Here is a 12,065-nt window from a genome sequence, read left to right as displayed (position 1 = left end):
CTTTTGCGTCATGTGGCGTTCGCGGCTCGCCTAATCGCCTCATCGCGCCGACACTCGTATCCGTAATTTCCCCAAGGTCACAACTTGCGCGTGATCAAAACGCAGCGCCGGCACGAGGCGCATAAGCCCCAACGTGCCGCAAGCTCCTTGTCCGCGCAGGGCGGACACTGCGGCACTGCCATGAGGGACCATGCGCATTCTATCGATACTTACCGCCATTGCGACCGCTACCGCGATGACCACGCCCGCGCTCGCCGAGGAGGACGGCCGCTGGCAAGTGAAACTGCTCGGCACCGGCGTCCTGCCCAGCGGCAAGATCGACGAGGTCAGGACCGACCAGATCGGGCTGCCGGCAGGCAGCCAGACCAGGGCGAACGACAATGTCGTGCCGACACTGGCCGTCGAATACTATGCGACGCCCCGGATCTCGATCGAGACGATCTGCTGCCTGACCCAGCATCACGTGAACGGCGCGGGCCCGATCGCAGGCGCGCGCATCGTCGATCATGTGCTCATCCTCCCGGCTACGGTGACGCTGAAGTACCATCTCAACGCGGGACCGATCCGGCCCTATGTCGGCGTCGGACCGAGCCTGTTCCTGATCTTCGGCGAGAAGCCTGGTGCGGGCGCGAGGGCGCTCGGCGCGGCCAAGGCGCGGATGAACAACGAGCTCGGCGTCGCGCTGCAGGGCGGCGTCGATATCCCGATCGGCGGGAATGGTCTGGGGCTCAGTCTTGACGCCAAGAAGTACTTCATCGGCACGACACTGCACGTCGAGAACGCTGCCGGCACCGAGGTGCTGACGACCAAGCACAAACTCGATCCATGGGTCGTGAGCGGCGGCGTCTACATGCGCTTCTGAGGCGGTGGCCACTGCTGTATGGCGGCTTGCCAGCTAGACTCTGCCCCGCTTGGCAAAGCGGGGGAGAATGACGAACCTGGATGATCCGGCTGTTCTCCTAGTCCCGCCGATAACAGGATCGAGCTTGCCGTTGCGCGCCGCCTTGGTGAGGTCGTGCGCAAAACTGTCGAGCGCGTCATACCGATCCTCCGCTGACGCCGTGGCGGCTGTTTGCCCATCGCACGGCGTTGATCGCATGATTGCCGAGATCCGCCGTTTGCTGCCGCTACCTGAGACGCGCGCAGTCTGGCGAGGCCGCGCCGGTTTTCCGGTGCGGCCGCAGCATCGCCGCCGCGGCGCAAATGAGGCCGCTTGCCATCCCCTCGCTTGTCCTCAAGCAGCGCTTGGAGGTTATATTTGGAGCTGATGATTCGGCCGAATTGCGACGATTTGGGCCGAGTGGAGGAAGCTCTCGGCGCGATAGGTGAACTTTTCGAGGTTCATAGGTTAGGCTCTTGCTGCAACGTCGCACGCTGACAACGTCAACTTCGATGTCGCCCGCTTCGATGAGTTGATCGACCGAGCCGTCGCGATGCGCGGCCGCGCCCGCACGCGGGCCCAGAGCGCCGGCGCCGATCTCTCACAGCTTCCCGAACCGGCGCTTTGGGATCTCGGTGGGACAACCCAAGAGCCCGCGGCTACTGCACCCTTGGCCACAATCCTGCATGGACCGCGACGGACCCTCGATCATGGGCTTGCGCGACCTCATCCTCTATTGCTTGAAGGGTACAGCAGTCCACGCCGAGCACGGGCCGGGACTCCGAAAAAAGGATCGCGCGGGAAGCGCGGAGTTTCACCACCTCGCCTCCGACTCCGTGGACATCGACTCAGGACTGAATCGCTGCAGACCGGCGCGCTCAACCCAAGGTGATGGAGTTGCTCGATGCCGAGAACACCGGCCGCTTCGGCCACCCCGAAAGCACCCACGTGCGCATGAGCGCCAAAGTCCATCCAACGGAGCGAGAGGCCGCGACTACCACTTTGACCCCCCTCGCCCCCCGGTCACATCCCGGAGCAGACGGGCAATAGTCACCGTCATCCGACCACGGACAGCCTGTTCCATAAACGAAAAGGGCGGCCTTGGTTCTCTAAGATCCGCGCACCATCAGCACATCGACATCAACCGATTCCAACAGGGCTTCTGCCTGGCTGCCGATTGTCGCATGGACGAAACCGCCATGTCCATGCGTGCCCAGCACGAGCAAGTCGGCACCAGTCCGGGTGAGCTGGCGCGCGACCACGCTCCCGGTTTCACCTTCATCAATCATCGCTTCGACTCGCACCGCTATGTCTGGCGTGATCTCTTGGTGGGCGAGAAAGGCATTGAGACCTTCTTGGGCCTCGGCACGAACATACTGCTTGACGTCATCCGATTTGAGCCAAGCTTGATAGGGAACATGGAAAGCATGGGTCACTGTAATCGGAATATGGGGAAACAATCGAGCAGCAGCAAGCAATGCCGTGCGGGAGCAATCGGAACAGTCGGTCGCCACCAGCAACCGGCGATAATTGTGCTTTGGCCTCCGCCTCACGATTAGCACCGGGGCTGTGGCGTTGCGAATGATGTGATCTACAGCAGTTCCAAGGACAAAATCGCCAATGCTGTTGTAGCGAGCAACGCCAGTGGCGATGAGATCGCTGCCACGTTCAGATGCGATTGAGGCAAGCGTCTTTGGTGCTGATCCCGATCGGATCACCAGTTCTGCTCCAGCCACCTGTTCCGGCAGGTCGGCCTTCAGTGCCTCGATAATCGCAGTTTCGTCGACAGGGTTCTTGCGCGTGCCCTCGAGAACATGCGCGATAACCAGCTCGCCCTTACGTTCAGCCGCGATCCTTGCAGCCCGATCAAGCGGGCGATCGGACCGGGCGGTGAAATCGCTTGCAAGCAACACCTCAAAGGGCTTGGTCACATCTGCTCCTTTTTCCTGCCGTCCCAATAAGCGGCTGCCGCACAAACGCTAAGTCACGGCAACATGAGACCGAACTCGCCGCCCACTATGGATAAGGCAATAGGGGTTTCACATCCGCAAACCTACGCAGTTGGTCAGCCCCTACCGACCTGCAATGAGCGTAACCGTGTCAGGACAAACATTGATTCCGAAGAATAGCATCAACTAGGCTCAGACACGCTGATCGATGTCCAGAAAGGGTCATATGAACCGCCAATTCCTCCCGGTGAACAGACCTCACCAAGCTCCTCAAAGTCGGCTAGGCAGGTGTGCGCTCGTGGATCAAGCACAGTAATATGCTGCAAGAACCGCACAAAAGGAGCGAGGCCGCATGCGCAATGCGGCATCCATACCGCCGATCCTCGCGGCAGCGTCGCGCATGACCGGCGGCCCATCGTCCGGGCCAGCCGTCGCGTGGCATGCCGTCACCTCTGATGCAGCTATTGACGCCCTTCAGACGAACGTTGACGGGCTCTCCGAGCACGAAGCGGAACGCCGCCTGGAAACCTATGGACCGAACCGCCTTCCCGAAGGGCCCCGCCGTAGCGCCCTGACCAGATTCCTGCTGCAGTTTCACAATCTGCTCATCTATGTCCTTCTGGGGGCGGGCGTGTTAGCCGCGGCGATAGGCCATGGGACGGACGCGCTGGTTATCTGCGCAGTTGTCCTCATCAACGCGATCATCGGCTTCATTCAGGAAGGGCGTGCTGAGACCGCCCTAGACGCCATCCGGCGATGATTGATCCAAGCGCCTCCGTCCTTCGGGACGGTCGCCGTACAACAATTGCTGCGGACAATGTTGTGCCGGGCGACATCGTACTTCTCGAGGCCGGCGACCGCGTGCCCGCGGACATGCGTCTAGCCAAGGCGCGCAATCTCAGGGTGGATGAGGCGATCCTCACCGGAGAATCCGTCCCCGTCGACAAGGCTGTAAAGCCTGTCGCCGCTGAAGCGGCGCTTGGCGACCGCTTCCCGATGGCATTCTCCGGCACATTCGTCACCGCCGGCCAGGGGGTTGGAGTTGTCGTAGCGACAGGGGCGAGCACTGAACTGGGGCGCATCAGTTCCATGATCGCCGCGGTGGAGCGGCTTGCTACGCCGCTTGTCCGGCAGATGGACCAGTTCGCGCGGCAGGTCACTGTCGCCGTACTCGGCGTCTCTGTCCTCGTCTTCACCTATGCCGTGCTGGTGCAGGCCTATGGCCTTGACGATGCCTTCATGGCTGTCGTCGGACTGGCCGTCGCGGCTATCCCGGAAGGTCTTCCCGCCGTGATGACCATTACTCTCGCGGTAGGAGTTCAGCGCATGGCGCGCCGGAACGCCATCATTCGGCGCCTGCCCGCCGTCGAGACCCTGGGCTCGGTTTCGGTAATCTGTTCGGACAAGACCGGCACGCTTACTCGCAACGAGATGATGGTGAGTGCCGTCCTCACCGCCGACCAGACGATCGCGGTAGAAGGCTCGGGGTACAAGCCGGCGGGCAAATTCAGCATCGGAGCAGGTGAGCCTCTCGATCCTGCTGCCGATCCCGTCCTCGAGGAACTCACGCTCGCCGCACTCCTCTGCAACGACGCCAGTCTGCGGCAACTCGGCGAGAATTGGACGGTTGACGGTGATCCTATGGAAGGAGCTTTGGTCTCGCTCGCCATTAAAGCCGGGCACAATGGCGCGGCCGCCAGGGTCAACTTCCCTCGTCTTGATGAGATCCCGTTCGATTCCCGCCATCGGTACATGGCAACACTCCATGCGCGCGATGGTCATGTGCCCCATGCCTACATTAAGGGCGCTCCGGAGCGCATCCTCGGGATGTGCGGCCATATCGCTATACTGGACGGCGAACGCCGGCTCGACTCCGACATCTGGCACGGACACGTCGAGCAGCTCGCGGCTAACGGCCTGCGCGTCATTGCGCTCGCCCGTCTCGCCATGAAGGACGGTCAGCGTGAGATCGCGCCGCCCGATGTCGAGAACGGACTTACACTGCTGGGCTTGGTGGGGTTGATCGATCCACCGCGGCCGGAGTCAATTGTTGCAATCGCCGAATGCAAGGCCGCCGGCATCCGGATAAAGATGATCACCGGAGACCATGCTGCGACGGCGCGCGCAATCGCCATCCAGCTTGGACTTGCCGACGATCCAAGAGCCGTGACCGGTCAGGAGCTCGATGCGCTGGAGGATGCCGGGTTCCAGCAGAGCGCCTACGAGGCGACCGTTTTCGCCCGTACCAGCCCCGAACACAAGCTGCGGCTGGTCGAAACCCTGCAGGCCGACGGCGCCGTGATCGCAATGACAGGCGACGGAGTGAACGACGCGCCGGCACTGAAGCGTGCCGATGTTGGCATCGCCATGGGCGGCAAGGGAACGGAAGCCGCCAAGGAAGCGAGCGAAATGGTTCTTGCCGACGACAATTTCGCCTCGATCGTTGCGGCCGTCCGCGAGGGCCGAACCGTCTACGACAATTAGACCAAGGTGATCTCTTGGACACTGCCGACCAATGGCGGCGAGGCCTTCACCATCATCCTTGCCATCCTGCTCGGCCTCACGCTGCCCGTGACGCCAGTTCAGATCCTTTGGATCAATATGATCACAGCCGGCGCCCTCGGCCTGACCCTCGCATTCGAGCCGACGGAGCCGGGAGCCATGCGCCGGCCTGCACGTCCCGCTAACCAGAGAATCCTGTCGGGCCGGCTGCTGTGGCGAATCATGTTCGTCTCTGCGCTGATGGTCGCTGGCACTTTCGGCATCTACACCTGGGCAACCGGGCGGGGCCTGCCACTCGATACGGCGCGGACAATGGCCGTAAATACAATCGTCGTGATGGAGATCTTCTATCTTTTTAGCGTGCGCTATGTCCACGGCACGTCACTGACGTGGCAGGGCGTGCTCGGAACACGCGCAGTCCTCATCGGCGTGGCGACCGTCGTCGTTGCGCAACTCGCGTTCACCTATCTCCCGCCGATGCAAGCGGTCTTTGCAACTCGCGCTGTATCCCTGGGCGACGGCATTGCCATCATATTGGTCGGGGTCGCGTTATTGGTCATTGTCGAAACCGAGAAATTGATCGCAGACTTCGCCGGAACGAGAAAAGAACAGGGAACCGGCAACGCCCGCGATTGACGATGGCGCTCGGCTACATCCAGCTTTCATGTCTCCGACAGCGGCCCACCGCCTAAACTCGCCCCGATGGCAGAGCTCTGGACGAAGATCGCTGGATGCACCGATAAGTCGACTGGCAATGCCGCCTCGACCGGCCGGCCCGGTCGATGTCTCCGCGAGAGCCAGGCCAAGGAAGTCGACCGCATCGCACCTGAAGATGCGAGCACCGCGTTGCTCGACATTCGCCTTTCGGCTGACGCGCTGCAGGCTCATTTCGCTTGATCACCCAATCTTGGCTATGAGCCGGCCCGCGGCTCCCTGCTCCGCTGCAAGATTCCGGTTGTAAGCGAGCGGCATCCGGGGCGACTTCCAGCGCAGCGCGTCCATGATCCCGGCGAGATCCTCGCCGCTGGCGAACATATCCTGGTTGAGCCCCACCCGGGTCGAATGCGCGCTCACCCCCTTGAGCAATCGCGCCAGATCGTCAGCGGTCAGATCGGGCAGCGCCCCCCGATCGAAGGCGCGCCGGATGATCGCCCGCCAGATCGGACCGATCGAGCCCGGGTGCAGCGCCGCTTCCCCAACATCGTACTCCACCCGCGCCGGCACCGCCGGTCTGGCAAGGGTCTTGCGCAAATCCCAGGTCTCGCGCCCTGAGATGCTGTCGATCCTTCGTCCCGGCACCGCTTTTCGCGCCTTGTAGCGCCGTACTTGCACGCGGCGGAACAGTGGTCCGGAGGACATCTCGGCCGCTTCCGTCCAGGCCGCGATCGCCCGCGCGGAGCGTGGACTGAGGAACGCGGTGGCCCCCTGCCCTTCCTGGTCGGTCTTGCTACGCGGAATGGCGAGCAACCGCGCCTCCGGATCGAGCGCCTCGAGGATATCCTCGACCGCGATCACGACCAGTTCGGAGGCCCGTAGGCCGGTGTCATAGGCCGTCGACAGCAGCGCCCGATCACGCAGTCCCGGCAAATCGTCGCCGCAGGTCTCCAGCAGGGCCCGCACGTTGAGCCCGCGAGGACTTTCGCGCTCGACGTCGCGAACCGCCCCCTTGAACCGCAGCGGCCGCGCCTGGGCCTGCGCGGTCCCTTTCTCGCGGCGGATCGCGCGCAGCCGCAGCTTGACCAGTTCGGCCTGGGTCGGGTCCTTCAGCTCCAGGAGCTGATGAATCTTGGCGATCGACGCCTTGTAGCGCGCCAGCGAGGCCGGCTTGCTCCCCTTCTCCGCACGGGCATCGAGATAATCGGCCACCGTTTCGGGAGTCGCCGGCAGGGTCGCACGCCCCGCGCGCCGGCACCAGAGATCGAACGCCTCAAGATCGCTCGCGAGCGCCCTGATGCTGTGCGGCGACGAAGCGGCCTGAAATGCCGCCACCAGCTCGACATTGACGGTAATCGTCGCGGCGGCCTTGAGCTTGGTGATCTCCCAGGCGAGATCCTTCGTCTCCGCTATGCTGGCGGGCCCGACGGCCGCAAAGGGAGTGGCGTCGTCCATCCTACCGCGCCAGCGCCTCGATCTGCTTGACCGTATGAGGCTCGATTCCATAGACGGCCGCCAGCCCATTGAACGCCTCGACGACAACGGCTTTGAGATATTCCGGGGCGGCCGAGGTCAGCATCGCGGCATACTCGTAGGATTCCTCGACCGCCGCGAACCCCTCGTCGCCGAAGTCGAACCGTCCCTGTGGCCACCAGCTGCCGGCAAGGCCGTTCACGCCGAGGCGCACATGGATCGGCAGTGCGCCACCATGAGCCAGCGCCAGCGCGCAGTTGCGCTCGAGGAAGTGGAGGCAGCGCTGGTAGAAATACCCGGTGGCGAGCGTCAGCCTACCGCTCTTCGGCGTGAACAGGAATCCCCCGCCAACACCCCAGAACTCGCCGGTCTTCTCGAACCACTGCGTCAGCGCGACGGTCGGGTAGACGCCCTCTTCCGCCGTTCCCGGCCAATAGACCATCGCGCCGCCCCGACACACGCCGAAGCCGAGCGAATTCGCCTTGGCGAGCAGCGCCGGATGGCCTGCGCTGTCGGCGAGCGAGCGCTTGGCGTCCGGCTTGGCGCTCCATTTGGAGGGAATGAGCCGCGCATAGCCCGCCCCGTGCGGCTTCCAGCGGACTTGGCTCGAGCCGTGCATCGGGTGGGTGACGGTCTGCGGCACGTCCGAATCGAACCACAGGTCGGGCTCACCCGGAGAATGCGGCTGCCAATGGACAGCCTCGGGGGGTGGCGAGGGCAACTGGTCTAGCGCAAGCTTGAGAAAGTCGGCGAGCCGCTTGGCTAGCTCGGTACGCACACGGCGCAGTTCCTCGCGATCGGCACCAGGAGGCAGATGAAAGGAGATCGGTCCGCGTCGCCCGCGCATATCGAACCGGAGCTTGTCGACCGTCGCCCCGTCGAACGCTGTGTTCCAGATCTGGAGCACGCGGTTCTCGCCGAGCGCCCGGTGAGCATAGCCAAGCTCGATCAGCACATTGGAATTGGCGCATGCCTTCCCATCAGCTGAGATGGCGATCGGGGTGAGGTCGCCGATGAACACCGCTGCCTCGTCGATCTTGCGCAGGATGGTGGCGACGATGTCGGGCGTGCCGGCGACGCCCTGGGTGTCAGACGTCAGGCTCGGTCGCTCGGCTTCGTCGAGGTCGGCCGAGATCATACCGATCGCCTGGTCGAGCGCCGAGCGGACAAGCTCGCGGGTCACGCGGCCGTCGAGATCGCTCTGCCATGACCAGAAAACCGTCTTTCCACGCACAACTGCCCCTGCCCGCCTCGGCGCTGCCATACCGCGACTTATAGGTACTCGTCAAACGCGCTTATGTGATAACTGCAATTATCACATGTCGATTTCCCATCAGTATCGGCTGCCTCAACTAACATGTGACTTTGGTTGAGATCACCGATAACCATATCGGATGCCGAGGCCGCCCTCCCCTGCCCCACTGCTGCTCATCGGTCGGCTCGACGGTCGTCTTTTTCGTAGTCCAGCACGCGACATTTGGCTTGGGAGAGCGCGAATGTCAGCGACCTCAACAGTTGCCGCGCTCGCGGGGCTACCGGTCGACACAAGCGACCTGCTTGCCTGGATTACAGGCCGGAGCCCTCCTCCTCGCCACTGTGAAGGCCTGAATGACCCCATGTCGGTCGCAGCACTCGTGCACTTCGTGCTGCTCGCACAGGAAGCAGAAGGTGATGCCGTGGCCAAGGCGACGCTCAACGCGCTGCGCCTGCTGCTCGACGATCGAGAGGAGGCGCAGACCTGGGGCCGCCACGACCTCGTTCTATTCGGATCGGCGTTTCGAGCGGCCAAGCGGAGGTTGGCCGAACCATATCCAGCCCCTACCCTTCTGGCGGTCGCAGAGCGCCTCCTGGAGGTCCACGCGGAGCTCGAGATCGCGCCGGTCGGCGGTCGGTCCCTAGCGACGCTGGACGGGCGCCAGCTCACCGTCGATCCCCGAACCTTCGGCACGATCTGGCTGTTGGCCTGCCATCTTCCAATGGCGCTGCTCGCCGCAGGATTTACCTCCCAGATCATCCCGTCGTTCGTGTGCCTTCCAAGATTCTTCGGCGTCACTGCGCGCGATCTTGCCGTTGATCTCGAAAAGCGCCTTGGAGACACCGCGCTGACTGGCCTGAAAGAACTTGATGCCGTTGAAAGGCTCGATGCCAACCTTCCCAAGGAGCTCGGCGTCACCCGGCGCAGTAAGCTCCCTGCCCTCATGCGCTTAGAGGCTGCCTTTCCGGGCATCCGCATCCCTGCGATCGCACGGCTTCTTAAAATCTCTCCTCAAGGAGCGGCGAAGCTTGCCAGCCGGGCGAGAGAGAGACGCGGCCACCCTTATTGAGGCCAGTGATAATCGAGAAGGTCGCGTAATGCTGCTTCGGCCTCCGCTCGACTCCCGCCGCCTTTGTGGAAGAGCGTCAGCGTCACGCCACGCCTGTCCTTTCCGTCGACGCGAAGCAGTGCCGTGCCGCCGGGGCTATGCACGACCACGGAATCCGATCCTGTCCTCTTGGGGGCTTTTGCCGGCTTGGGCTCCTTCTTGCGCGGCGCGGCCGACCCGACCACCGCTAACAGGGCGCGAATCGTCTCAGGAGCATTGGCGGGCAACCCCTCATTGCCTGCCGCGCGCGCTTCAAACAGACGACGCGCCTCGGCGAGCACACGCGAGCGATCATCGTCGGATTTCAGCACAGGCTTCAGACTGCCGATATGCGAGATCTTCAGCTCGAAAGGATCTGGGAAAGCCGCGACGACGGCTTCAGGCAATCTGGCTAGATCAAGGTAACGGCTGACCCACGCCTCGGACTGGTTCAGCCGCCTCGCCATCTCCTTCTGGCTGCCGCCATAATAGAGATCGAGCGCCTTAAGATAGTCTCGCGCTCGCTCCAGATCGCTGAGATCCTCGCGCGCCCGGTTCTCCAGATCGGAAATGCGAAACGCCTGCTCATCCGTCAGATCGCGCACTTCCACGAGGTAGCGCACCTCGGGATGATTGTTCGCCCGTAGCCAAGATACCGACCAATGGCGGCGAGCCCCGCAGATGATCTCGAAATCATAGTCCGGCTCATGAATGCGCCGAACGATCGCGGGGACCTCCTGCTTGCCCTGCGCGAGGATACTCTCGATTAGATCGTCACACCGTTCACGGCTCAGTGCGCCGTAGTCCCGATTGTGCCGTTCCCAAATCCGGCAGCGCGCCGGATCAACGAGTTCCTGCGGGTTATTCACCACCGCACCGGAAGCTAGTTCGGCCAAGCGATTGTTACGGCCGCCAAGGACCCCTACCCCCAAACGCGGACCACGCTCCTGACCTTCGGCGCTGGGCTCCACAGAGGACGCCAGATCGCCTAGAAAGCTCTTGTTCTTCGAACTCATTTTGCCCCCCTATTTGCCGAAATTGCAGGGCTGCAATTCTTGTCCATCACGCATGCCCATCCTTGCGCAAACGGCTCAGATGGCTGGGCCAGGTCTTACGAATATCAAGCTCGATCTCGGCATTCACGCCATCGAGATAGGTCAGGCAGCGATCACGCACGGTCTTGCTCGTCATCGGGCCGTCCAGTTCGTAAACGGTCATCAGACGGGCGGTAGCGTTGTCGATCTCGGCAGAGTCCTTGAGCGGCGAGCGTACCATGGCGGTTCCGTAAACCTGCCGCATCAGGTCGAGCAGGCCCTTCTGCATCGATTTGCCCTCATCCACCTTCGATGCCACGAAGCGCAGGAAGGACAGCTGCGGCGCGAGGTCGTGCGTCGAGAGTTCCTGAATGGTCTCGTCGAGCATGGCGAGAAAGGCAGCCGTCGAGGAGAAGTCCATCACGGTTGGTGGAACCGGCACCACCAGTGCGTTGGCTGCCCTGAGAACGGATAGGGAGATTGCTCCCAAGGCTGGCGGCGGATCGAGGATCACTACATCGTAGAGATCCTGCACCGAGGCGATACCCTGCGCCATTCGATCGAGCAGAGCCCCCTGCCCCCGCGCCATACGCGCCGCGAGTTCATATTCCGACTGGAAGAGACGCAGGTTGGCCGGGATCAGGTCAAGACCATCGAAATGGGTCTTGCGGATCGCATAATCGAGGGACTTGCGTTCACCCTCTCGCAGGTACGGATAGAGCGTGTCGTTCTCGTTCAAATCGAGATCCGGCACATAGCCGAAAAGGGTCGTAGCAGACGCCTGGCTGTCGCAATCAATCAGGAGGACACGATAGCCGCGGATCGCCAGATATTGCGCCAGATGGACCGACACCGTCGACTTGCCGACACCACCCTTGAAGTTCTGGACCGCGATGACAGAACACGGGTCGCTTGGATCGCGCCATGGGCGCGTGCCAAAGGCGCCACGCATGTCATTCAACTGAGCAAGCGTGTATCCCATGCGCCGACCGCTTTCTGTCCGCGGAGGTGGCACAAGACGGCCATCGCTCTCGGCCTCGCGAATCGCTCCGGTCGTCCGCCCCACCAGATCGGCGGCCTTTCCGATCTGAAACGTCGGTTCTCGCCGCTCGTCGGCGCGCGCGCTTCGGGCCGAGTTGCGCAGCTTTTCAAGGACAGAGGAAGACCGAGCAGCGAGCGACGCAACATCGAGTGTTTCCCCCATCCGCACTTCATCAATTGCGGACGCCAT

Annotated in this window: 8 protein-coding genes and 1 pseudogene; 4 read left to right on the top strand and 5 right to left on the bottom strand. The window is 62.8% G+C overall.

Annotation, left to right across the window (positions count from 1 at the left end):
- Positions 1–235 precede the first annotated feature (235 nt).
- Positions 236–862 (top strand): OmpW family protein, encoded by a 627-nt coding sequence (locus ACGGKE_RS17235; protein ID WP_394443197.1) that lies wholly within the window; start codon positions 236–238, stop codon positions 860–862.
- 1,127 nt (positions 863–1,989) lie between these two features.
- On the opposite strand, the gene ACGGKE_RS17230 is transcribed toward ACGGKE_RS17235, so the two are convergent.
- A complete protein-coding gene (locus tag ACGGKE_RS17230; protein WP_394443195.1) occupies positions 1,990–2,811 on the bottom strand; it encodes a universal stress protein in 822 nt (273 codons plus the stop codon).
- Positions 2,812–3,229: 418 nt separating this feature from the next.
- On the opposite strand from ACGGKE_RS17230, the pseudogene ACGGKE_RS17225 reads away from it, so the two are divergent.
- Positions 3,230–5,967, top strand: a pseudogene (locus tag ACGGKE_RS17225) (cation-transporting P-type ATPase).
- Between the two features lie 66 nt (positions 5,968–6,033).
- Entirely contained in the window at positions 6,034–6,228 is a 195-nt protein-coding gene (locus ACGGKE_RS17220; protein WP_394443193.1) for a hypothetical protein, read from the top strand.
- Here the strand turns inward: ACGGKE_RS17220 and ACGGKE_RS17215 are convergent, their stop codons facing one another.
- Both ACGGKE_RS17215 and ACGGKE_RS17210 read right to left on the bottom strand, forming a co-directional pair.
- Positions 6,229–7,440: a tyrosine-type recombinase/integrase gene (locus tag ACGGKE_RS17215; protein ID WP_394443191.1), complete on the bottom strand. Its 1,212-nt coding sequence runs from the start codon at positions 7,438–7,440 to the stop codon at positions 6,229–6,231.
- A gap of 1 nt (position 7,441) precedes the next feature.
- Complete coding sequence (locus ACGGKE_RS17210) at positions 7,442–8,692, bottom strand: hypothetical protein (RefSeq protein WP_394443189.1); 1,251 nt, start codon at positions 8,690–8,692, stop codon at positions 7,442–7,444.
- 382 nt (positions 8,693–9,074) lie between these two features.
- Between ACGGKE_RS17210 and ACGGKE_RS17205 the strand changes: the two genes are divergently transcribed.
- Entirely contained in the window at positions 9,075–9,782 is a 708-nt protein-coding gene (locus ACGGKE_RS17205) for a hypothetical protein (RefSeq protein WP_230588552.1), read from the top strand.
- Here the strand turns inward: ACGGKE_RS17205 and ACGGKE_RS17200 are convergent.
- Together ACGGKE_RS17200 and ACGGKE_RS17195 are read right to left on the bottom strand one after the other, a co-directional pair.
- Complete coding sequence (locus tag ACGGKE_RS17200) at positions 9,776–10,816, bottom strand: ParB/RepB/Spo0J family partition protein (protein WP_004212859.1); 1,041 nt, start codon at positions 10,814–10,816, stop codon at positions 9,776–9,778. The two genes, ACGGKE_RS17205 and ACGGKE_RS17200, sit on opposite strands and share 7 nt — an antisense overlap.
- Before the next feature lie 46 nt (positions 10,817–10,862).
- Entirely contained in the window at positions 10,863–12,065 is a 1,203-nt protein-coding gene (locus ACGGKE_RS17195) for an AAA family ATPase (protein WP_004212858.1), read from the bottom strand.

Source organism: Sphingobium naphthae (genome assembly GCF_043589935.1).
In the GTDB taxonomy this organism is placed as follows: domain Bacteria; phylum Pseudomonadota; class Alphaproteobacteria; order Sphingomonadales; family Sphingomonadaceae; genus Sphingobium; species Sphingobium naphthae_A.
Note: the sequence above shows the minus strand (reverse complement) of the source record. Positions and strands in the feature narration are given on the sequence as shown.